This window comes from Xenophilus arseniciresistens (assembly GCF_028023875.1).
GTDB lineage: Bacteria > Pseudomonadota > Gammaproteobacteria > Burkholderiales > Burkholderiaceae_C > Xenophilus > Xenophilus arseniciresistens.
The window spans coordinates 148,160-169,761 of record NZ_JAQIPB010000007.1; the positions used below are offsets into that span (position 1 = coordinate 148,160).

Sequence of the window (21,602 nt, forward strand, 5' to 3'; positions counted from 1 at the left end):
TCTTGATGCGGCTCCTACAGGGGGCTTGCCGGCGCCCCATTCATAATCCGGTCGGGGCTCTTCCGGGGGAGGGCCACGGTTAATTCTTTAGTCAACAGGAAAACCATGATCCTGGTTACCGGCGGTGCCGGCTTCATCGGCGCGAACTTCGTGCTCGACTGGCTGGCCAATCACGACGAATCCGTCATCAATCTAGACAAGCTCACCTACGCGGGCAACCTGCAGACGCTGGCATCGGTGGCCGATGACCCGCGCCACATCTTCGTTCGTGGCGACATCGGCGACAGCGCCCTGGTCGACCGCCTGCTGGCCGAGCACCGCCCGCGCGCGGTGCTCAACTTTGCGGCCGAGTCGCATGTGGACCGCTCCATCCACGGGCCCGAGGATTTCGTGCAGACCAACGTGCTGGGCACCTTCCGCCTGCTGGAGAGTGTGCGCGGCTACTGGAGCAAGCTGCCAGAGGCCGACAAGAGCGCCTTCCGCTTCCTGCATGTCTCCACCGACGAGGTCTACGGCACCTTGTCGGCCAGCGACCCGGCCTTCACCGAGACCAACCGCTACGAGCCCAACAGCCCCTATTCGGCCAGCAAGGCCGCCAGCGACCATCTGGTGCGTGCCTGGCACCACACCTATGGCCTGCCGGTGCTGACCACCAACTGCTCGAACAACTACGGCCCCTATCACTTCCCCGAGAAGCTGATCCCGCTGATGATCGTCAACGCGCTGGCCGGCAAGCCGCTGCCGGTGTATGGCGACGGCATGCAGGTGCGCGACTGGCTGTACGTGCGCGACCATTGCAGCGCCATCCGGCGTGTGCTGGAGGCCGGCACCCTGGGCGAGACCTACAACGTGGGCGGCTGGAACGAGAAGCCCAACATCGAGATCGTCAAGACCGTGTGCGCGCTGCTCGACGAACTGCAGCCGCGCGCAGACGGCAAGCCCTACGCCGAGCAGATCAGCCATGTGACCGACCGCCCGGGCCACGACCGGCGCTATGCCATCGACGCGCGCAAGCTCGAGCGCGAGTTGGGCTGGAAGCCGGCCGAAACCTTCGACACCGGCATCCGCAAGACCGTGCAGTGGTACCTGGCCAATCAGGAATGGGTGGCCAACGTGCAAAGCGGCGGCTACCGTGACTGGGTGGCCAGGCAGTACGGTGACCGGGCAGGCGCGGGCGCATGAAGATCCTGTTGTTCGGCAAGGGCGGGCAGGTGGGCTGGGAGTTGCAGCGCAGCCTGGCGCCGCTGGGCGAGCTGGTGGCGCTGTCTTCCGGCAGCGCAGATCTGCACGCCGACTTCAGCCGCCCCGAGGCCCTGGCCGCCACCGTGGAAGCGGTGCGCCCCGACGTGATCGTCAATGCCGCGGCCCACACCGGGGTGGACAAGGCCGAGAGCGAACCCGAACTGGCCCGCGCCCTGAACGCCACGGCGCCCGGCGTGGTGGCCGCGGCCGCCCAGCGCGTGGGCGCGCTGATGGTCCATTACTCCACCGACTACGTATTCGACGGCAGCGGCGAGCGCCCCTGGCAGGAAAGCGACGCCACCGGCCCGCTGAGCGTGTACGGCCGCACCAAGCTCGAGGGCGAGCAACTGGTGGCCGAGCACTGCGCGCGGCACCTGATCTTTCGCACCAGCTGGGTCTATGCGGCCCGCGGCGGCAACTTCGCCAAGACCATGGTGCGCCTGGCCAAGGAGCGCGAGCGCCTGACGGTCATCGACGACCAGTTCGGCGCGCCCACTGGCGCAGAGCTGCTGGCCGATGTGACGGCACACGCCGTGCGCGACACGCTGCGCGACGCCTCCAAGGCGGGCCTGTACCACCTGGCCGCTGGCGGCGTGACGAGCTGGCACGGCTATGCGCAGTTCGTGCTCGAGCGCGCGCAGGCGGCCGGTGTGGCACTCAAGGCCGGCCCGCAGCAGGTGGATGCCGTGCCCACCTCGGCCTTCCCCACGCCGGCGCGGCGCCCCGCCAATTCGCGGTTGAACACCGACAAGCTCAGCCAGGCCTTTGGCCTGCAACTGCCACCGTGGCAGTCGGGCGTGGCCCGCATGCTGACCGAAACTTTTTGAGCCATCCGGCAAGTGGCGGCACACGCTGCCGTGAATGAACGCACAGAACAAGGAAGCCAACGATGACTCAGCGAAAAGGCATCATCCTGGCAGGCGGCTCCGGCACCCGCCTGCACCCAGCCACCTTGGCCATCAGCAAGCAGCTGCTGCCGGTCTACGACAAGCCGATGATCTACTACCCGCTGGGCACGCTGATGCTCGGCGGCATGCGTGACATCCTGATCATCAGCACGCCGCAGGACACCCCGCGCTTCCAGCAACTGCTGGGCGACGGCAGCCAGTGGGGCATCAACCTGCAGTACGCCGTGCAGCCCAGCCCCGACGGGCTGGCGCAGGCCTTCATCATTGGCGATGAATTCATCGGCAACGCACCCAGCGCGCTGGTGCTGGGCGACAACATCTTCTACGGCCATGACCTGGCCGCGCTGCTGGCGGGCGCCGACCAGCAAACCAGCGGCGCCACCGTCTTCGCCTACCACGTGCACGACCCCGAGCGCTATGGCGTGGTGGCCTTCGACGCCCAGGGCAAGGCCGTGAGCATCGAGGAAAAGCCCGCCAAGCCCAAGAGCAGCTACGCCGTCACCGGCCTGTACTTCTACGACAACCAGGTCGTGGACATCGCCAAGGCCGTCAAGCCCAGCGCGCGCGGCGAGCTGGAGATCACGGCCGTCAACGAGGCCTACCTGAACCAGGGCGCGCTCAATGTGCAGATCATGCAGCGCGGCTATGCCTGGCTGGACACGGGCACGCACGAGAGCCTGCTCGATGCCGGCCAGTTCATCGCCACGCTGGAAAACCGCCAGGGCCTGAAGATCGCCTGCCCCGAAGAGATCGCCTGGCGTGCGGGCTGGATCGACAGCGCGGCGCTCGAGAAGCTCGCGGACCCGCTGAAGAAGAACGGCTATGGCCAGTACCTGCTGCGCCTGCTGCGTGAGGAGTACCGCGGATGAAGATCACCCCGACCCAACTCGAGGGCGTGCTGATCCTGGAGCCGAAGGTCTTCGGCGACGATCGCGGCTTCTTCATGGAAAGCTTCAACCAGCGCGTGTTCGACGAGGCGGTGGGCCGCCACGTCGAGTTCGTGCAGGACAACCATTCGCGCTCGAGCAAGGGCGTGCTCCGGGGCCTGCACTACCAGGTGCAGCAGGCCCAGGGCAAGCTCGTGCGCGTCACCCGCGGCTCGGTCTTCGATGTGGCCGTGGACATCCGCAGGGGCTCGCCCACCTTCGGCCAGTGGGTGGGTGTGGAACTGAGCGAAGGCAACCACCGCCAGCTGTGGATCCCGGCCGGCTTCGCGCATGGCTTTGTGGTGACCAGCGACAGCGCGGACTTCCTCTACAAGGCGAGCGACTACTACGCGCCGGCCCATGAGCGCAGCATCGCCTGGAACGATCGGGATATCGGCATCGCATGGCCGGACCTGGGCGTGCCGCCGACGTTGTCGGGCAAGGATGCGGGTGCAGCCTCCCTGGCGACGGCCGAGCTGCCCGCCTGAAGCCGCGCGAGCACACCTGTTGCCACAAGGGGGTGCGTGCTGCGAAACACTCGATGAAAGAGAAAAGAAAAATGGAATTCACAGGCGAGCGCTACATGCCCACAGAAGATGGGGAGTTGCGCTACGAGCACATGCATCGCTACGTGTGGGCAGCCCAGTTCGTACAAGGCAAGGCCGTTCTGGACATCGCCAGCGGTGAGGGCTATGGCAGTGCCGTGCTTGCCGATTCGGCTGCCAGCGTCGTGGGTGTGGACATCTCCGAAACGGCCGTGGCGCATGCCAGGGCGGCCTATACGGCCAAGGGCAACCTGCGCTACCTTCAAGGCAGTGCCGACGCGATTCCGTGCGAGAGCGCCAGCTTCGACGTGGTCGTCTCCTTCGAAACCATCGAGCATCTGGCCACGCAGCAAGAGATGATCTCGGAGATCCGGCGCGTCCTCAAGCCCGAGGGCATGCTCATCATCTCGTCCCCCAACAAAAAGACCTATTCGGACGACCGGGCCTACTCGAACGAGTTCCACGTCAAGGAACTGTACTTCGATGAATTCGATGCACTGTTGAAGCAGCAGTTCAGGCGGGTTTCCTATCTGGGGCAGCGCTTCGTCACGCTGTCCACCTTGCTGCCTGCGTCTTCCTCGCAAGCGACTTACGAGGCGCTGGGGCTGCGCGATGGCCAGGCCCAGCCAGGCACCCCGGCAGGGCTGGAGCCGCTTTACTTCGTCGCGGTGTGCGACCAGGGCGAGGGGCCGGAGCTGCCCTTGACGCCCTCGGCCTTTTTCGACGCATCCTTCGACATCTACGCCCGCCAGCAGGCCGTGCTGCAATGGGCCTCGGGCGTCGACGACGAGCGGGCCGCCCACGCACAGAGGGCCGACCAGGCCCAGGCGCGGCGGGCCGACGAGGCCGCAGCGCATGCCCAGGCATTGGCCGAGCAACTGTCGGTCATCGAAGGGCTGAAGCTGCAGGCGGACAAGCTGCAACTGGAGAACGCGACACTGCGGGTGCAGGCCCAGGCGGCTGCCAACGAAGTGCAGGCCTTGCGCGCATCGAGTTCCTGGCGCGCGACTGCGCCGCTGCGTTTTGTGGCCGATCTGGTGGGTGGCCGAGGCACGCCGCGCATGCAGGACTTGAAGCTGCGGCTGCGGCGCGCTGCCTATCTGGCCTATGAGGCGGCACCGCTGCCCGTGGCCGCGAAGGACATGCTGGCTTCGAGCGCCTTTCGCGTCGGCGGGGCGCGCTTCTTTGCGGGCGCGCCGCGCTATGAGGCCTGGCAGCGCAAGCGGCGGATGCCGCAACTGCTGGCCAACGTGCGCTTCGAGCCGCAGGATCGCCCCCTGGTGTCGGTGATCATTCCCGCCTACGGCAACCTGGAGATGACCCTGGCCTGCGTCGCCTCCATCTACGAGCACCTGCCCGATGCGCCGATCGAGGTGATCGTGGTCGAGGATGCCTCGGGCGACAAGCAGATCATGAAGCTGGCGCAGGTCCCGGGCCTGATCTTTCACGTTCATCCGCAGAACCTGGGCTTCCTGCGCTCCTGCAATGCCGCGGCCAAGATGGCACGGGGTGAGTACATCTGCTTCCTGAACAACGACACGGAGGTGGAAGCTGGCTGGATCGACACCATGCTCGAGCTTTTCGAGCGTGATGCCCAGTGCGGCATGGTGGGCTCCAAGCTGCTCTACCCCGACGGTCGTTTGCAGGAGGCGGGCGGCGTGATGTGGAGCGATGGCAGCGCGTGGAATCTGGGGCGCCTGGATGACCCGGCGTCCAGCCGCTACAACTACGTCAAGGAAGTCGACTACTGCTCGGGCGCCTCGATTCTGATCAGGCGGGCCCTGTTCGATGAGCTGGGTGGATTCGACGAGTACTACCTGCCGGCCTACTGCGAGGACTCCGACCTCGCGTTCCGTGTCCGGGCCGGCGGCCTCAAGGTGCTCTATCAGCCCGCTTCTCAGGTGGTTCACCATGAGGGTTTGTCGCACGGCACGGACACCGGTTCGGGCGTAAAGGCCTATCAGGTCGCCAACCAGCAGAAATTTCTCGAGCGCTGGGGCGAGGTGTTGGCGCGCGAGCATTTCCCCAATGGCGCGCATGCCTTGCTGGCGCAGGATCGCGCCAACCTGCGCAAGACCATCCTCGTCATCGATCACTACATTCCGCAGCCCGACCGGGATGCCGGTTCGCGATCGATGGTGGCCTTCATCGACGTGTTGCTGTCCATGGGGCTGGCCGTCAAGTTCTGGCCGCACAACCTGCAGCCGGATCCCGTGTATGGCCCTCAGTTGCAGCAAAAGGGGGTCGAGGTTTTCTATGGGCCCCGCTACCACGACGGATTCGAGAGCTGGATTCGCGAGATGGGGCGTGATCTCGACTACGTGCTGTTGAGCCGGCCGGACGTGGCCGCGAACTTCCTGCCTGCGCTGTCTGCCCACAGCCCGGCCAAGCGGCTCTACTATGGCCACGATCTGCATCATGAGCGCGAGCTGGCGAGCGCGCGCCTGAGCGGCGATCCCGCGGCCGTGGAGGCTGCCGAGCGCACGCGCAACCTTGAGCTTGGTATCTGGCGGATGGTGAGTGCGGTGTATTACCCGTCGCCGGTCGAGACCGCCGTGGTGCAGGCGCAGCCCGGTGCCGGTGTTGCGCGCACCTTGCCGCCGTACTGTTTTGCGCCGCGGCAACCCGCGCCCCTGGCCGGTCGCCAACGGCGCACGCTTCTGTTTGTGGCCGGATTTGCGCATCGCCCCAATGTGGATGCGGCGCTGTGGTTCATGGCCAACGTGTTTGCCCTGCTGCAGGAGGCCGAGCCCGAGCTGAGGTTGATGCTGGTGGGCTCGAACCCATCGCCGGAAGTGAAGGCATTGGCTTCGCCGCAGGTCGAAGTCACGGGCTATGTGACCGATGCCGAACTTGAGGACATCTATGCCAGAGTCGGCCTGGCCGTGGTGCCGCTGCGCTTTGGTGCCGGCATCAAGGGCAAGGTGGTCGAGGCCATGCACCATGGCGTGCCCCTGGTCACCACGACAGTCGGCGTTCAGGGCCTGGACGGCACTGCAGAAGCGGCGCGGGTCACCGACGACCCGCAAACGATGGCGCAGGAGATCCTGGCGCTGATGCGGGACGACGCAGCCTGGCAGCGAGCGGCCCTGGCTGGGCCTGCCTATGTTGCGGCGCATTTCTCAGCGGCTGCGATGGAGGCGGTGCTGGCACACGATATTGATGCACGACCGTACAGCGACAGCTCTCGCTCGGCGGTCCGGGAGCTTTGAGATGAACACTGTGATTCCGCCCGCGTCGGTGATCGCCCGCGCCCGCGCGCCCCTGCGGCTGGGGCTGGGAGGAGGGGGCACCGACGTCTCTCCCTACTGCGACCAGTATGGTGGCGAGGTGCTGAACGTCACGATCGACAAGTACGCCCATGCCACCGTCAGCGCGGCGCCGGCCGGGAGCGTCCGGCTTCTTGCTGCGGACAGCGGACGCAGCTGGCAGGGCACGGCCGATGCGGTACTGGCGCGCCAGCCGGGCCTGGACCTGCATGTGGGCGTCTACAACCGGATCGTGCGGGACTTCATGGGCGGACAGCCTTTGAGCGTGGATGTCGTCACCCACTCCGAAGCGCCGCCGGGTTCAGGCCTGGGCTCCTCATCCACCATGGTGGTGGCACTCCTGCAGGCCTTCTGTGAGTACCTTTCCCTGCCCCTGGGCGAGTACGACATCGCCAGCTTGGCCCATGACATCGAGCGGGTGGACCTGGGGATGGCGGGTGGCAAGCAGGACCAGTACGCCGCCACCTTCGGTGGCATGAACTTCATGGAGTTCTACGCAGACCGCGTCATCGTCAATCCTCTGCGCATGAAGGCAGACATCAAGGCCGAGCTTGAGTCCTCGGTTGTCCTGTTCTACACCGGTGTGTCGCGCGAATCCGCCGCCATCATCGCCGAGCAGACGAGCCACATTCGCCGGGGCGACAGCGCGCCCCTGGAGGCCATGCATCGCGTCAAGGCGGAAGCTCGCGCGATGAAGGAGGCGGTGCTGACGGGAAATCTGGAGGCTTTTGCCCAGTCCATGCGCACGGGCTGGGAAGAGAAGAAGAAGCTCGCCAAGAGCATCAGCAACGCGGCCATCGACCAGGTGTATGAATCCGCGCTGGCCGCGGGAGCACTGGCAGGCAAGGTTTCGGGCGCAGGTGGCGGCGGGTTCATGATGTTCGTGACGGAGCTGTCGCGGCGTCCGGAAGTGATGCGCTGCCTGCAAGGCCTCAACGGGCAGGTGTTCACCTGCAACTTCACCGAACGAGGCGCACATTCGTGGAGGAAAAATTGAAAGCACTCATCGAACAACAGATCGACGCCACGCTGGCTTGCCTGCAAGACGTGCGTCAGAACGAGCGCCTGCTGGCGCAGGTGGCCGACGCAGTCGAGGTCATCGTGCGCTGCCTGCAGGCAGGCAACAAGGTGCTGCTGGCCGGCAACGGCGGAAGCGCTGCCGACGCGCAGCACATCGCGGGCGAGTTCGTCAGCCGCTTCATGTACGACCGCCCGGGCCTGCCGGCCTTCGCGCTCACCACCGACACCTCTGTCCTGACGGCTATCGGCAACGACTACGGCTTCGAGAAGGTCTTCGAGCGCCAGGTCCAGGCCGTGGGCATCAAGGGCGATGTGCTCTGGGTGTATTCCACCTCCGGCAAATCGGCGAACATCCTGCGCGCCATGCGGCAGGCCAAACAAAGCGGGCTGACCGTGATCGGATTCACAGGTGAGCGCGGCTGGGCAGAAGCCGATCTGTGCGACATTGAGATCGCCGTGCCTTCGCCCGAGACGCCGCGCATCCAGGAAGGCCACGGCATGCTGGGCCACATCATCTGCTGCTTGGTGGAAGCCCGGATCTTCCCGCGCAATCCATGATGCCGCCTGCCATCGTCTTGGCCGGCGGCTTTGGCACGCGCTTGCGCAGCGTGGTGTCCGACGTGCCAAAACCCTTGGCGCCGGTGGCCGGCAAGCCCTTTCTCTGGTGGCTGCTGCGTGGCCTTGAAGTGCAGGGCGTGCGCGAAGTGCATCTGTGCACCGGCTACATGGCGGAGAAGGTGGCGCAGGCCTTTGGCGAACGCTATGGCGCCATGCAATTGCACTACAGCGTGGAAACACAGCCTCTGGGCACCGGCGGCGCGGTCGTGCAGGCGCTCAGTGGCCTGGCCTCCGAGCGCTTCTTCGTGCTCAACGGCGACACCCTTGCCAATGTCGACCTGCGTGCCATGCAGGAGGCGGCGCAGCGCACGCCGCAAGCCGATGCCTGGCTGTGTGGGGCTCAGGTGGAGGATGCCGCGCGCTATGGCACGCTGCAACTGGATGCGCAGCAGCGCATCGTTGCCTTTGAGGCCAAAGGGCGTGAAGGGCCGGGCGTCATCAGCGCCGGCATCTATCTGATGCGCCGCCAGGCCCTGCTGGACGCGGGTCTGCCCGGGCAGTTCTCCATCGAGCAGGACTTCTTCGAAGCGCGCCTTTCGCAACTGCATCTGCAGGTGGCGGCCTTTGCCACGGACTTCATCGACATCGGCGTGCCCGAGGACTACACACTCGCGCAGACCAAGATTCCCGCACTGGCTGCCAGCGCATGAGGCCGGCCCTGTTCCTGGACCGCGACGGGGTGATCAACGTCGATCACGGCTATGTGCACACGCCTGAGAAGACGGAATTCGTGCCCGGCATCTTCGAGCTGGTGGCGACGGCCAACCGCCACGGCTGGCTGGTCGTGGTGGTCACCAATCAGGCGGGCATTGCGCGCGGCTACTACGACGAGGCGCAGTTTGGCCACTACATGGACTGGATGCGCCAGCAGTTCGAGCAGCGAGGGGCGCGCATCGATGCGGTGTACTTCTGCCCGCATCACCCGGAGCATGGCCAGGGCGCCTACCTGCAGCAGTGCGACTGCAGGAAGCCGGCGCCGGGAATGCTGCTGGAAGCGATCGAGTCCCACGACATCGACCGCGCTGCTTCGGTCATGGTCGGCGATACCCTGACCGACATGCAAGCCGCACGGGCGGCGGGGGTGGGCACGCTGTTGTGGTTGACCGAGGCGCCGGGCGGTGCGCAAGGTCTGCCGCTGACGGTCATTCGCGATCTGCGCGAGGTCATCCCGCGGATCCTGGCCTCTGCCTGAGCGGGCTGCAGGGCACTTCCCCTGCCGCTCCTTCCATCCTCGCTCCGACTCTGTTGATGAACGTATGAACGCGCGTGCTCCTGCTCGTGCCACAGCCGCCAGGCACCCGTTTCTGGCAAAGCGCGCACACTGGGCTGTACTGATCCTGGTCATCGCAGCATTTGCCGCGGGTGTAGCGTGGAACATCGGCCTGCCCGGTCTTTACATGGACGCGGTCAACCCCGATTACCTGGCCGTTCGCATGCTCAGCGAGAACCCCGGGCGCCTGCCCGCCTGGATGTTGCCGGGCAACATGCTGGCGGACCGCTGGCCCGTGCTGACCTCGCTCTATCACGGTTCCCTGCATGCGTGGACGCTGGCGCCCCTGGTCGCCCTGTTCGGGCCCAGCCTGGAGCTGTTGCGGGTTTCTCACGCGCTCTGGGGCGCGGGAATCCTGTTGCTGCTGTTCATCTGCCTGCGGCGCGGCGGCGCGGGCACGGCGCTGGCCATGGTCCTGGTGGGGCTGCTGGCGCTGGACCCTGCCTTCATCTTTGCCTTCAGATCGCAGCTCTACATCACGCTGGCGCCGATGGTCTTCGTGCTGTTGGCCCTGCTGTGCGCGGCGCGCGCGCAGGCCGCAGCATCGCTCGGGGCCCGCTTCGGCGCTGCCCTGCTCGCCGGCCTGTTCTGCGGCCTGGCGCTGTACGGCTACTTCATCTACGCCTTCTTCGTTCCTGGCGTCGTCGCCTGGTTGTGCTGGTGCCAGTTCGCCAGCCACCGGCACCCCGCCGTGCGTACCCTTCTCGTGCTGGCGCTCGGCTTCGGGGTGGGCCTGGCCCTGGGCGCGGCAGGCTATCTGCTGGGCTATGGCCTGATCTGGAATGAAGAAGGCGGAGTCGAGGGGCTGCTGGCCTATCTGCGCGGCCGCACCAGCGAGCTGAAGGCCTTCGAGGCCACGCCTTCGATGCCTGAGGTCCTCGCCACGTTCGCCGCCATGGTGCGGGCTGTTCTCAACGGGCAGTGGCAGGCCAGGCTGATGCTGGGCGGCGACGCGCCCTACGCCGCCCAGAACCTCAAGCTGGGCCTGATGGTGGGCGTGACAGGACTGGGCAGCGTCTGGCTGCTCTGGCGGCGCCAGGCCACGGCCTGGCTGGGCGCTGCCTGGCTGCTCATGCTGAGCTTTGCTGCAGGCGCCATGTACTTCGGCGACCGGCTGAGCGGCCACCACTTTTCGCCGGTCATTGTGCTGGCCTACCTCGCCACGGGGCTGGTGCTCTCGGCCGTGCTGCGCACCTTCCCTGCAGCGCGCCGGGCGCTGCTGATCCTGGCCTTGATCACGGCCGCCGTTTCAGTGTCGGGCCAGGCGGCGATCCAGCAGCGCCTCGTCGCCACCGGCGGCAAGGCCCTGTACTCCGACGCCGTCGATCGCTTTGCGCAGGAGGCGCAACACAAGCGCCCGAACGCCCTCCATGTCTTCCCCGATTGGGGCCTGTTCATGCCTTTCCAGTACCTGAGCGCCGGCAAGGTGGACCACGTTGTGGTGCTCGATGACAGGGTGCTGCGCGCGGTCTGTGCCAACCGCGAGGTGGTGCTGGTACTGATGGGGGCCGATGGCCTGCAGCGGATGCCGCAGCTCCTTGCGCCCCTGGGCCTGCGTGCGAAGGCCATCGAGACCTATGCGGACCGCGAGGGCCAGCGTGTCGTCACGGCGGGCGTGCTGGCGCCGGATGACGAGGCGCGCTGCGCGGCCCAGCGCGCGGCGCAGCAGGCTGCGCGACAGGCCAATGAGCAGGCGCGCGCCCTGGGCATTCACTGGGAGCCGGCGCAGGCGCATCGCTGCCGCCTGTCATCGGCTTCGCTGCGGTGGCGGCTTGAATCGCATGTATCGCCGTCAGCCAACGTACAGGTGCGCGCGCGGCAGCCGGGCGAGTCCGAGTTCAAGCTGTTCGCGGTCGGCGGGCCCACCGATTCCGCCATGATCCCGGATTGGGTGACCGAGGGCACGCAGTTTCAGTTTTCCGACTCGGTGTCGGCAAGGGTGCTGGCGACGATCACCCTGCTGTCGGACGCGCAGGGCTGCTGATCCCGGGCGCCCATAGGCGCCTTGCGAAGTGCGCCTGGCGTCTCATACGGTTTCGCCTTCAAACGCATAGCTTCGTTGGGGTGCCTCGCCGTGCGTCAGCACTGTCTTCGGCACCCCGCCTCGCTCTGCGCTTGAATGCAAAACCGTCTCAGGCGCTGACCGGGACCACGGGTGGCTCGGTGCTCACCAGCCGTCCATGCTCCAGCCGAATGAATCGGTTGCACTCCTTGAGCAGCAACTCCGGCGAATGCGATGCCAGCACCAGAATGCCCGACTTGGCCACGATGTCGCGCATGCGTGCTTCCGCCTTGGCGCTGAAGTCCGCATCGCCGACCGAAAGCCATTCGTCCATCAGCAGGATGTCGGCCGGCACGCTGGTGCAGATCGCAAACGCAAGCCGCATCACCATGCCGGTGGAATAGGTGCGCACCGGCATGTGGACGTAGTCGCCCAGCCCGCTGAATTCGCACACCTCGGGCGTGATGGCCTCGATCTGCTTGCGGTTCAGGCCCATGGTCAGGCCGCGCAGCATCACGTTCTCGACGCCGGTGGCGTCCTTTTCGATGCCCATGGACGGATCGATCAGGCTGGCCACCGTGCCGCTGCGCTGGTACTCGCCGGAGGTGGGGTCGTACACCCCCGCCAGCAGCCGCAGCAGCGTGGACTTGCCGGCGCCGTTGTGGCCCAGAATGCCCAGGCGGTCGCCCGCGCGCAGCTCGAGGTTGATGTCCGACAGGGCCTGCACGACCGTGACGCCGGTCTCCTTGCCGACCAGGCCGCCGGTCATCGACGAGGCGAGCGTCCTCTTGAAGGAGGTCGCGCTGGCGCCGTAGATGGGAAAGCCCAGGCTGACGTTCTTGAGAGAGATGGATGCCATGAGATGTCTGCCCGCTCAGAGCCAGAAGACCACGCGCCGGCGGTAGCGCTTGAACAGAAGGGACGCGAGCACCACGTTGGCCGCCGTCCAGCCCAGCATGCCCAGCCAGCTGTGCGCGTGGGCCACGCCGCCCATCAGCGGCGTGCGCAGCAGGTCCAGCATCTGCGCCAGCGGGTTCCAGAGCATGTAGCTGGCCCGGCCCGGCAGGCTTTCGGGCATCCAGAACACGGGTGTCAGGAACATCAGCATCTGCATGACGCTGGTGACGATCTGCGCGATGTCGCGAAAGCGCGTGCACAGGATGCCCAGCGCGATGCCCGCGCAATGGGCGTTGATGATCAGCAGCACGAAGGCCGGGATGACCAGCAGCGCCTGCCAGCCCAGCGAGATGCCCGTGTACCAGGCCACCGGCACGAAGATGATGATGTGGTGGCACCACTGCATGAAGGTGCGCGCCAGCGTGCGCCAGACGAAGAGGCTGATCGGGAAGTAGCCCTGCTTGAGGTACTGCGCCGCGTTGTTGAAGGCCTCGTTCGAGTCGATCACCGTGACCGAGAAGAAGGTCCAGAAGATGATGCCCAGCGCCAGATGGGGGAAGAACTTGCTCAGCTCGGTGCCGAAGAGCGAGGCGTACAGCGGCCCCATGCCGCCGATCATCGCGCCCATGCTCAGCGTGAGCCACAGCGGCCCGAGCGTGGAGCGCCGATAGCGCAGCACGATGTCGAACCAGGCCATGGTCCACCAGATGTCGATGCGGCGGGTGCCCTCCCACCAGTCCTTCCAAGCGTTGCGCTGCAGGTTGGATTGGATGGCTTGGGTCATGGGGCGGGGGCTGGGGCGAAACACGAAATTCTATCGCCCGGGTTTTTCACCCCATGTATCGGCCCGGGCGCACGGGCCGGGCCCCGCGCAGGCCCATGGATAATCCGTGCGCCCCGAGTCCCCTGAACGCCGCTTGCGGCTTCCCTCTCGCCTGCATGCCCGTTTCCCCCGCGACCCCCGCCCCGCTGGCGCACCCCGTCTACCGGCCCGACATCGACGGCCTGCGCGCGATTGCCGTCCTGGCCGTGGTGCTGTATCACGCATCGCCGCGCTGGCTGCAGGGCGGCTTCGCAGGGGTGGACATCTTCTTTGTCATCTCGGGCTACCTGATCTCCACCATCATCTTCGGCAGCCTGGCGGGCAAGGGCTTCGGCTACGGCGAGTTCTATGCGCGGCGCATCCGGCGGCTCTTTCCGTCGCTGCTGGCGGTGCTGGCCTGCACGCTGGCCTTCGGCTGGTTCGTGCTGCTGACCGACGAGTTCCGCCAGCTCGGCCGCCATGTGCTGGCCAGTGCGGCCTTCGTGCAGAACCTGGCGCTGTGGGCCGAGTCGGGCTACTTCGACACCGTGGCCGAGAGTAAGCCGCTGCTGCACCTGTGGTCGCTGGCGGTGGAAGAGCAGTTCTACATCGTCTGGCCCGTGCTGCTGGGCCTGGTGTGGTGGGCGCGTCGACGCATGCTGCCCTGGATGCTGGGCGCGGCGCTGCTGTCCTTCGCGCTGAGCCTGGTGCTGGTGTTCCGCGCGGCCGATGCCGCCTTCTACATGCCGCTGGCGCGCCTGTGGGAGCTGGCCGCGGGCGGCGTGCTGGCCTGGCTGGGCCTGCGCCGGCAGGCGCACCACACCACGCGCAGCGGCCAGTGGATGAGCGTGACGGGGCTGCTGCTGATCGTGGCGGGCCTGGCCTTCATCGACCGCCACAAGTACTTCCCGGGCTTCTGGGCGCTGCTGCCCGTGCTGGGCACCTGCCTGTGCATCGCGGCCGGGCCCAGCGCCTGGCTCAACCGGCATCTGCTGGGCGCGCGCCCCATGGTGTGGGTGGGGCTGATCAGCTACCCGCTGTACCTGTGGCACTGGCCGCTGCTGGCCTATGCGCGCGTGCTGGAAGAGGGCGTGGACCCGCCGCGCGCCGTGCGCTTCGGGGCCGTGGGCGTGTCGGTGCTGCTGGCCTGGCTGAGCTACCGCTTTCTTGAAAAGCCGCTGCGCCACCGCCGCGGCTGGCCCGTGGTGGCCGGCCTGGCCGGCGCCATGGGCGTGCTGGCACTGCTGGGCGCGCTGATCTGGGCCCAGAAGCTGCCCTCGCGCATCGACGACGCAGGCGTGCAGCGCCTGGTGGCGGCGGGCAGCGACTGGACCTTCCCCGACGGCATGCGCCCGCTGGAATTCAACGGCCAGGTCTTCCAGACCGTGGGCGAGGGCGCGCAGACGGTGCTGCTGATGGGCGACAGCCATGTGGAGCAGCAAGCACCACGCGCGACCGAACTGGCGCGCGTGCAGGGCGATCGGCTGAACCGGCTGGTGTTTGCCACGCGCGGCGCCTGCCCGCCCATCCCCAACCTGAACGAAGACCGCGACCCGGCCTGCGGCGAACGCATGAACGTCGCGCTGCGCTTTGCGCTCACGCCCGAGGTGAACACGGTGGTGGTGGGCGGCTGCTGGTCCTGTTACTTCGACATCGGCGATGTGGCCAACGTGCCCGGCGTCAATTCGTCGCCGGCCCCCGACCGCTACTACTACCTCGAGAACGGCCAGCGCCACTACCTGCGCGGCGGCGATGGCGTGCAGAAGTCGCTCGATGCGCTGGCCGTGCTGCTGCGCACCCTGAAGGCCGCGGGCAAGACGACCTACCTGCTGCTGAACATGCCGGTGGGCGACCCCTTCGCGCCGCGCACCCGCCTGGTGGGCGAGCGCTGGGGCCAGATGAGCGCGCAGCCGGTCTCCACCCACGCGCCGCTGCCGGCCTCGCAAGAGGCCCTGCATGCGCGCCTCGCGCGCATCGCGCAGGACAGTGGCGCGCAGATCATCGACCCGCTGCCTGCGCTGTGCACGCCCGAAGGTCAGTGCCTGCGCGCAGGCGCCGATGGCACGCCGATCTACAAGGACACCAGCCATCTGCGCGCCAGCTACGTGCGCGAGGCCGCCGTCTACATGGACGCCGTGCTGCTGAGCCCGCCGGCCGGCGCTACGGCTCCCAGATAAGAGAAAGAAAAAGACAAGCACCACCATGTCGGTCCTCCGCAAACTCCTGACCCATGGCCCCGGCCTCATCAAGCGACTGCCGCAGGCCTGGCGCGTCTACCGGCGTGCCGGCTGGCGCGGCGTGGACTGGGAGATGCGCCGCCGCACGCGGCCGCAGAACGACTACGGCCGCTGGGTGCAGACCTACGACATGCTGGATGACGCGGCCTGCCAGCGCATCCGGGCGCAGGTCGATGCGATGGTGGCGCCGCCGCGCATCTCGGTGCTCATGCCCTGCTACAACCCCGATCCGCGCTGGCTGCGCGCGGCCGTGGCCTCGGTGCAGGCGCAGCTCTATCCGCACTGGGAGCTGTGCATCGCCGACGACGCATCGCCCGATCCGGCCGTGCGCGAAGCCCTGCAGCAGATGGCGGCGGCCGATGCGCGCATCCGCCTGGTGCTGCGCGAGCGCAACGGCCATATCTCCGAGGCCTCCAACAGCGCGCTCGATGCCGTCACCGCGCCCTGGATCGCGCTGATGGACCATGACGACCTTCTGCCGGCCGATGCGCTGTTCGAGGTTGCGCGCTGCATCGAGGCCCATCCGCAGGCGCGGCTGATCTATTCAGACGAGGACAAGGTCGACGACGCGGGTGTGCGCTCCGACCCCTACTTCAAGCCCGACTGGAACCCCGACCTCTTTCGCTCGCACAACATGTTCAGCCACCTCGGGGTGTTGCACACGGGCCTGGTGCGCGAGGTGGGCGGCTTTCGCAAGGGCCTCGAAGGCTCGCAGGACTGGGACCTGGTGCTGCGCTGTGTCGAGCGCGTCGAGCCGGCGCAGATCGTGCACATCCCGCGCGTGCTCTATCACTGGCGCATCCACGCGCAAAGCACGGCCAGCTCGATGGATGCCAAGCCCTATGCCGTGGTCGCGGGTGAGCGTGCGTTGAACGAACACCTGGCGCGCACCGGCGTGCGTGGCCAGGCCGAGCACGTGGGCATCGGCTACCGCGTGCGCTATGCGCTGCCCGATGTGCCGCCCAAGGTCTCGATCATCATTCCCACGCGCAATGCGCAGGCGCTGGTGCGCCAGTGCATCCATTCCATCGAGCGCCGCAGCAGCTACCCCGACTGGGAGATCCTGCTGGTGGACAACGGCTCCGACGATCCGGCCGCCGTGGCCAGCTTCGCGCAGCTGGCGCAGAACAACCCGCGCATCCGCGTGCTGCGCGACGACCGGCCCTTCAACTACTCGGCACTCAACAACGCCGCCGCGGCCCAGGCTCAAGGCCAGGTGCTGGCATTGGTCAACAACGACATCGAGGTGCTCTCCAGCGACTGGCTCGAGGAGATGGTCAGCCTGGCGCTGCAGCCGGGCGTGGGCGCCGTGGGCGCGCGGCTGTGGTTCCCCAATCGGACGCTGCAGCATGCCGGCGTGCTGCTGGGGCCGGGCGGGCTGGCGGCCCATGCCAACAGGGGCCTGCCGCGCGGCCTCAACGGCTACGCGGGGCGTGCGGCGCTGCTGCAGGGCTTCTCGGCCGTCACGGCCGCCTGCCTGGTGGTGCGCAAGGCCCTCTACGACCAGGTGGGCGGCCTGGACGAGGACGTGTTCGCCGTGGCCTACAACGACGTGGATTTCTGCCTGCGCCTGCGCGAGGCCGGCTACCGCAACATCTGGACGCCCTACGCCGAGCTGATCCACCACGAATCGGCCACGCGTGGCACCGACGTGAAGGCGCAGCCCAGCGAGCGCTTCGAACGCGAGCGCACCGCCATGTTCGCGCGCTGGCAGAGCCTGATCGACCACGACCCGGCCTACAACCCCAATCTGCGGCTGGACGCCGAGGACATGGGCCTGGCCTGGCCGCCGCGGCGCCCGGCACCGTGACGCCGGCGAACCCGCAGGCCGCGCAGCCCACCGTGTCGGTGGCGCTGTGTACCCACAACGGCGCGCGCTACCTGGCCGAGCAGGTGCGCAGCATCTGCGCCCAGGCCGACTGCCTGCCCATGGAGATCGTGCTCTCGGACGATGCCTCGCGCGACGAGGGTGTGGCCGTGGTGCGCCAGACGCTGGCCGCCGCGGGCCTGGACGGGCGCATCGCGCTGACGGTGTTCGAGAACCGCCCTGCGCTGGGCGTGGTGCGCAACTTCGAGCAGGCCGTGCGCGCTTGCCGCGGCGAGCTGATCGCGCTGTGCGACCAGGACGACGTGTGGCACCCCGGCCGGCTGGCGCGCATGGCGGCCGAGTTTGCGGCCCGGCCCGACCTGCTGCTGCTGCATTCCGACGCCCGGCTGGTCGACGGCCAGCTGCAGCCGCTGGGCCAGAGCCTGTTCGAGGGGCTGGAGGCGCGGCGCGACGAAATCGAGGCCATCCAGCGCGGCGAGGCGCTGGCGGTGCTGATGCACCGCAACCTCGTGACCGGCGCCACCACCGTGTTCAGGCGGGCGCTGCTCGAAGTGGCGCTGCCCTTTCCGCGCGAATGGGTGCACGACGAATGGCTGGCCGCGCTGGCCGCCGCCACGGGCCGCGTGGACGTGATCGATGCCGCGCTGATCGACTACCGCCAGCACGGGGCCAACCAGATCGGCGCCCGCCGCATGACCCTGGCCGAGAAGGTGCGCAAGGCCCTCGCGCCGCGTGGCGACAAATATGCCCGACGCGTGGTGCGCATGCAGCTGCTGCAGCAGCGCCTGCAGGCGCTGGGCAATGCGGTGCCCGACGCGGCGCGCGCATTGGTCGCGGGCAAGCTGGTGCATCTGCGCTTTAGGGCCGGCTTGCCGGCCCCGCGCCTGCTGCGCGCCTGGCCCGTGCTGCGCCATGCCACGCAAGGCCACTACGCGCGCTACGACCGCGGCTGGCAGGCCATCGTGCAGGACCTGTTCGAGGGGTGAGCGCTCAGCGCTCGCGCCCCAGCAGCGCGCGGTAGCGCCAGAAGGCCGATGACAGCCACACGCGCGCCAGGCTGCCGATGTGCCAGCGCAGGTGTTTGGCGCTGCGGTGGCTGGCACGCTGCGCCTCGTGGCGCGCCTGCAGGTCTTCGGCGATGCGAATCTGCCAGCCGGCCAGGCGCAGGCGGGCACAGATGTCGAAGTCTTCGCCGTACATGAAGAAGCGCTCGTCGAAGCCGCCGATGGCGCCGTAGGCCTGGCTGCGGTAGAGCATGAACAGACCCGGGAGCCAGTCGGGCTTTGCAGGCGCGGCATGGCCGGGCTTGTTGCGCGTGAGGATCTCGCGCGGCGTGATCAGGCGCCGGTGCGCCTCGGGCCCGGCCTTGCCGGGCTCCAGGATGCGCGGGGCCAGCAGGCCGTCGCGCGGCTGCGCCTGGGCCAGCAGCGGCGTGAGCACGTCCGCATCGAAGCGCATGTCCGGGTTCAGCACCAGAAACCAGTCGCTCGCGCCGAGCGCGGCGTCCTGCGCGAAGGCGGCGTTGTGGTTGGCGCCAAAGCCCTTGGGCCGGGCGTTGTCCAGGCGCACCAGCGCGAAGGGCCAGTGGCGGCCGGCCAGCAGATCGGGCTCGGGGATGTTCAGCGTCAGCACCACACGCGCCAGCACGTCGGCGCAGTGCAGCGCCAGTTGCTCCAGCAGCGGCAGGATCAGCGCCAACTGCCCATGGCTCACGATGGAGACGGTGATAAGCGGGCGGGGTGCGGATGGAGCAGGCATGGTCTAATTTCGGTCGGGAATTCTAGGTGGCTGCCACGCACCGGCCCTGGCGCCCCGCCCTCCTCATGATCGCCCTCATCGTCATCAGCTTCCTTGCCTCGGCCATCGCCGTGCTGTACTTCATGCGGCGCGCGCGCCGGCATGCGCGCCGCTACGGCCTGGACATGCCGCAGCGCTTCCACGCCGGCCATGTGCCCCGCCTGGGCGGCGCCGGCATCCTGCTGGGGACGGGCATCGGCTGGCTTGCCGCCGGCATCACGGGCAACGACCCTTTCAACGTGCAGTGGCCGGTCACCAGCGCGCTCTTGCTGCTGGCCTGCATCCTGCCGGCCGTGCTCGGCGGCGTGTCCGAAGACGTGACGCAGAAGGTGCCCGTGCGCGTGCGCCTGGGCCTGACCACGGCCTCGGCGGTGCTGCTGTGCTGGCTGCTGGAGCTGGGCGTGGACCGGCTGGGCTACTACCCGGTGGACCGCTGGCTGCAGGCCACGCCGCTGGTGGCGGCCTTCATCGCCGTGCTGGCCCTCAGCGGCCTGCCCCATGCCTTCAACCTCATCGACGGCTACAACGGCCTGGCCGGCACGGTGGCTGTGCAGGTCTGCCTGGCCATCACCCATGTGGCGCTGCAACTGGGCGACCGCCAGCTCGCGGCCATGGTGGTCTGCCTGATGGGCGCCACCGTGGGCTTCCTGCTGTGGAACTACCCGCGCGGCAAGATCTTCGCGGGCGACGGCGGCGCCTACATCTGGGGCATGGTCATCGCGGTGGCCTGCGTGCAACTGGTGCAGCGGCACCCGCTGGTCTCGCCCTGGTTCCCGATGCTGCTGCTCATCTACCCGGTGTGCGAAACGCTGTTCTCCATCTACCGCAAGGCCGCCCGCGGACAGTCGCCCGGCACGGCCGATGCGCTGCACCTGCACCAGCTCATCTTCCGGCGCATCGTGCGCCCGGCCGTGGAAGACAGCGAGGCGCGGCAACTGCTGTCTCGCAACAACCGCACCTCGCCCTACCTGTGGATGTTCGCGGCCCTGTCCATCGTGCCGGCCGTGCTGTTCTGGAACCGCACGCTGATCCTGGCGCTGTTCTGCCTGCTCTTCGTGGTGACCTATGTGAGTGCGTACCTGATGATCGTGCGCTTCAAGGTGCCGCGCTGGGTCAGGGACTGAAATCAACCCCCAGGCCGAAGGACCGGAATCAACCCCCAGGCCGCTTCGCGGCTCCCCCTTCTGGTTCCCGAAGGGGGCGCACCCGGTGGCCGGGCGAAGCCCGTTCCACGGGTGCCCTGAAACAATCCAACCCGCTCATCCCCTCAACCACGAGCCTCGCATGACCGACCCCGTCCTGAACATCCCTCCGCGCGACAAGGCCGAGATCCTGGCCCAGGCGCTGCCCTACATCCGCAAGTTCCATGGCAAGACCATGGTCATCAAGTACGGCGGCAATGCGATGACCGACCCGGCCCTGCAGCAGGACTTCGCCGAAGACGTGGTGCTGCTCAAGCTGGTGGGCATCAACCCCGTGGTGGTGCATGGCGGGGGCCCGCAGATCGAGACCGCGCTCAAGCGCCTGGGCAAGACCGGCACCTTCATCCAGGGCATGCGCGTGACCGACGCCGAAACCATGGAAGTGGTGGAGTGGGTGCTGGCCGGCGAGGTGCAGCAGGACATCGTGGGCCTGATCAACCAGGCCGGCGGCAAGGCCGTGGGGCTGACGGGCCGCGACGGCGGGCTGATCCGCGCGCGCAAGCTGCGCATGATGGATCAGGCCGATCCGAGCAAGGAGCACGACGTCGGCCAGGTCGGCGACATCGACAGCATCGACCCCTCGGTGGTCAAGGCGCTGCAGGACGACCAGTTCATCCCCGTGGTCAGCCCCATCGGCTTCGGCGAGCAGAACGAGAGCTACAACATCAACGCCGACGTGGTGGCGGCCAAGCTGGCGACCGTGCTGCAGGCCGAGAAGCTGCTGATGCTGACCAACATCCCGGGCGTGCTCGACAAGGACAAGAACCTGCTGACCGAGCTGACGATGAAGGAGATCGACGCCCTGATCGCCGACGGCACCATCTCGGGCGGCATGATCCCCAAGATCGCCGGCGCCATCGACGCGGCCAAGAGCGGCGTCAACGCGGTCCACATCATCGATGGCCGCGTGCCGCACGCCATGCTGCTGGAAATCCTCAGCGACCAGGCCTACGGCACCATGATCCGGGCGCGCTGAGCCCCCTTGGGCGCGCGCGGGCCGGCGCTTCCGGCCCGCAGGCGGCCAGGGCAGCGAGCAGGG

18 protein-coding genes are annotated in these 21,602 nt (G+C 67.8%); 15 read left to right on the forward strand and 3 right to left on the reverse strand.

Translation table 11 applies throughout. The features are described from left to right. Positions 1–105: 105 nt before the first annotated feature. From rfbB to PGB34_RS15545, 10 genes are all read left to right on the forward strand, one after another. Complete coding sequence (gene rfbB, locus PGB34_RS15500) at positions 106–1,182, forward strand: dTDP-glucose 4,6-dehydratase (RefSeq protein ID WP_271429006.1); 1,077 nt, start codon at positions 106–108, stop codon at positions 1,180–1,182. Then, a complete protein-coding gene (gene rfbD, locus PGB34_RS15505) occupies positions 1,179–2,069 on the forward strand; it encodes a dTDP-4-dehydrorhamnose reductase (protein WP_271429007.1) in 891 nt (296 codons plus the stop codon). The genes rfbB and rfbD overlap by 4 nt, the downstream gene beginning before the upstream one ends. A 62-nt stretch (positions 2,070–2,131) precedes the next feature. Continuing rightward, positions 2,132–3,019, forward strand: a complete 888-nt coding sequence (gene rfbA / locus PGB34_RS15510; RefSeq protein ID WP_271429008.1) for a glucose-1-phosphate thymidylyltransferase RfbA — start codon at positions 2,132–2,134, stop codon at positions 3,017–3,019. Continuing rightward, positions 3,016–3,564, forward strand: a complete 549-nt coding sequence (gene rfbC / locus PGB34_RS15515; protein WP_271429009.1) for a dTDP-4-dehydrorhamnose 3,5-epimerase — start codon at positions 3,016–3,018, stop codon at positions 3,562–3,564. The genes rfbA and rfbC overlap by 4 nt, the downstream gene beginning before the upstream one ends. 53 nt (positions 3,565–3,617) lie before the next feature. Further along, complete coding sequence (locus PGB34_RS15520) at positions 3,618–6,833, forward strand: methyltransferase domain-containing protein (protein ID WP_271429010.1); 3,216 nt, start codon at positions 3,618–3,620, stop codon at positions 6,831–6,833. 1 nt (position 6,834) lies between these two features. Then, positions 6,835–7,887 (forward strand): GHMP family kinase ATP-binding protein, encoded by a 1,053-nt coding sequence (locus PGB34_RS15525; protein WP_271429011.1) that lies wholly within the window; start codon positions 6,835–6,837, stop codon positions 7,885–7,887. 8 nt (positions 7,888–7,895) lie between these two features. Continuing rightward, positions 7,896–8,468, forward strand: a complete 573-nt coding sequence (locus PGB34_RS15530) for a D-sedoheptulose-7-phosphate isomerase (RefSeq protein WP_408647909.1) — start codon at positions 7,896–7,898, stop codon at positions 8,466–8,468. Beyond that, positions 8,465–9,178, forward strand: coding sequence for a nucleotidyltransferase family protein (locus PGB34_RS15535; protein WP_271429012.1), 714 nt, complete (start codon positions 8,465–8,467; stop codon positions 9,176–9,178). The genes PGB34_RS15530 and PGB34_RS15535 overlap by 4 nt, the downstream gene beginning before the upstream one ends. After that, positions 9,175–9,720 carry a D-glycero-beta-D-manno-heptose 1,7-bisphosphate 7-phosphatase gene (gene gmhB, locus PGB34_RS15540; RefSeq protein ID WP_271429013.1) on the forward strand — a complete coding sequence of 182 codons (546 nt, stop codon included), beginning with the start codon at positions 9,175–9,177 and terminating at the stop codon, positions 9,718–9,720. Before PGB34_RS15535 ends, gmhB begins: the two co-directional genes overlap by 4 nt. Positions 9,721–9,925: 205 nt before the next feature. Next, positions 9,926–11,782 (forward strand): hypothetical protein, encoded by a 1,857-nt coding sequence (locus tag PGB34_RS15545; protein ID WP_271429014.1) that lies wholly within the window; start codon positions 9,926–9,928, stop codon positions 11,780–11,782. 148 nt (positions 11,783–11,930) lie between these two features. On the opposite strand, the gene PGB34_RS15550 is transcribed toward PGB34_RS15545, so the two are convergent. Together PGB34_RS15550 and PGB34_RS15555 are read right to left on the reverse strand one after the other, a co-directional pair. Further along, positions 11,931–12,659 carry an ABC transporter ATP-binding protein gene (locus tag PGB34_RS15550; protein ID WP_271429015.1) on the reverse strand — a complete coding sequence of 243 codons (729 nt, stop codon included), beginning with the start codon at positions 12,657–12,659 and terminating at the stop codon, positions 11,931–11,933. A 15-nt stretch (positions 12,660–12,674) separates the two neighbouring features. Then, on the reverse strand, positions 12,675–13,481 hold the full coding sequence (locus PGB34_RS15555; RefSeq protein ID WP_271429016.1) for an ABC transporter permease: 807 nt from the start codon (positions 13,479–13,481) through the stop codon (positions 12,675–12,677). 155 nt (positions 13,482–13,636) lie between these two features. Between PGB34_RS15555 and PGB34_RS15560 the strand changes: the two genes are divergently transcribed. Genes PGB34_RS15560 through PGB34_RS15570 form a run of 3 tightly spaced genes read left to right on the forward strand, consistent with a single transcriptional unit; the run spans position 13,637 to position 18,550 of the window. Further along, entirely contained in the window at positions 13,637–15,676 is a 2,040-nt protein-coding gene (locus tag PGB34_RS15560) for an acyltransferase family protein (RefSeq protein ID WP_271429017.1), read from the forward strand. 25 nt (positions 15,677–15,701) lie between these two features. Further along, complete coding sequence (locus PGB34_RS15565) at positions 15,702–17,546, forward strand: glycosyltransferase family 2 protein (RefSeq protein ID WP_271429018.1); 1,845 nt, start codon at positions 15,702–15,704, stop codon at positions 17,544–17,546. After that, complete coding sequence (locus PGB34_RS15570) at positions 17,543–18,550, forward strand: glycosyltransferase family 2 protein (RefSeq protein ID WP_271429019.1); 1,008 nt, start codon at positions 17,543–17,545, stop codon at positions 18,548–18,550. Before PGB34_RS15565 ends, PGB34_RS15570 begins: the two co-directional genes overlap by 4 nt. Before the next feature lie 4 nt (positions 18,551–18,554). On the opposite strand, the gene PGB34_RS15575 is transcribed toward PGB34_RS15570, so the two are convergent. Further along, positions 18,555–19,322, reverse strand: a complete 768-nt coding sequence (locus tag PGB34_RS15575; RefSeq protein ID WP_271429020.1) for a glycosyltransferase family 2 protein — start codon at positions 19,320–19,322, stop codon at positions 18,555–18,557. 65 nt (positions 19,323–19,387) lie between these two features. Between PGB34_RS15575 and PGB34_RS15580 the strand changes: the two genes are divergently transcribed. Together PGB34_RS15580 and argB are read left to right on the forward strand one after the other, a co-directional pair. Continuing rightward, positions 19,388–20,485 (forward strand): MraY family glycosyltransferase, encoded by a 1,098-nt coding sequence (locus PGB34_RS15580; RefSeq protein ID WP_271429021.1) that lies wholly within the window; start codon positions 19,388–19,390, stop codon positions 20,483–20,485. 160 nt (positions 20,486–20,645) lie between these two features. Beyond that, positions 20,646–21,539, forward strand: coding sequence for an acetylglutamate kinase (argB, locus tag PGB34_RS15585; protein WP_271429022.1), 894 nt, complete (start codon positions 20,646–20,648; stop codon positions 21,537–21,539). Positions 21,540–21,602 lie beyond the last annotated feature (63 nt).

What these genes read in the sequence shown, in the direction of transcription:
- PGB34_RS15545 (WP_271429014.1), top strand. Translation starts at nt 9,926, where the DNA reads ATGGACGCGGTCAACCCCGATTACCTGGCCGTTCGCATGCTCAGCGAG.
- PGB34_RS15575 (WP_271429020.1), bottom strand. Translation starts at nt 19,322, where the DNA reads ATGCCTGCTCCATCCGCACCCCGCCCGCTTATCACCGTCTCCATCGTG.
- PGB34_RS15520 (WP_271429010.1), top strand. Translation starts at nt 3,618, where the DNA reads ATGAAAGAGAAAAGAAAAATGGAATTCACAGGCGAGCGCTACATGCCC.
- rfbB (WP_271429006.1), top strand. Translation starts at nt 106, where the DNA reads ATGATCCTGGTTACCGGCGGTGCCGGCTTCATCGGCGCGAACTTCGTG.
- rfbA (WP_271429008.1), top strand. Translation starts at nt 2,132, where the DNA reads ATGACTCAGCGAAAAGGCATCATCCTGGCAGGCGGCTCCGGCACCCGC.
- PGB34_RS15560 (WP_271429017.1), top strand. Translation starts at nt 13,637, where the DNA reads ATGCCCGTTTCCCCCGCGACCCCCGCCCCGCTGGCGCACCCCGTCTAC.
- PGB34_RS15550 (WP_271429015.1), bottom strand. Translation starts at nt 12,659, where the DNA reads ATGGCATCCATCTCTCTCAAGAACGTCAGCCTGGGCTTTCCCATCTAC.
- PGB34_RS15580 (WP_271429021.1), top strand. Translation starts at nt 19,388, where the DNA reads ATGATCGCCCTCATCGTCATCAGCTTCCTTGCCTCGGCCATCGCCGTG.
- PGB34_RS15565 (WP_271429018.1), top strand. Translation starts at nt 15,702, where the DNA reads ATGTCGGTCCTCCGCAAACTCCTGACCCATGGCCCCGGCCTCATCAAG.
- rfbC (WP_271429009.1), top strand. Translation starts at nt 3,016, where the DNA reads ATGAAGATCACCCCGACCCAACTCGAGGGCGTGCTGATCCTGGAGCCG.
- PGB34_RS15535 (WP_271429012.1), top strand. Translation starts at nt 8,465, where the DNA reads ATGATGCCGCCTGCCATCGTCTTGGCCGGCGGCTTTGGCACGCGCTTG.
- gmhB (WP_271429013.1), top strand. Translation starts at nt 9,175, where the DNA reads ATGAGGCCGGCCCTGTTCCTGGACCGCGACGGGGTGATCAACGTCGAT.
- PGB34_RS15525 (WP_271429011.1), top strand. Translation starts at nt 6,835, where the DNA reads ATGAACACTGTGATTCCGCCCGCGTCGGTGATCGCCCGCGCCCGCGCG.
- rfbD (WP_271429007.1), top strand. Translation starts at nt 1,179, where the DNA reads ATGAAGATCCTGTTGTTCGGCAAGGGCGGGCAGGTGGGCTGGGAGTTG.
- PGB34_RS15555 (WP_271429016.1), bottom strand. Translation starts at nt 13,481, where the DNA reads ATGACCCAAGCCATCCAATCCAACCTGCAGCGCAACGCTTGGAAGGAC.
- argB (WP_271429022.1), top strand. Translation starts at nt 20,646, where the DNA reads ATGACCGACCCCGTCCTGAACATCCCTCCGCGCGACAAGGCCGAGATC.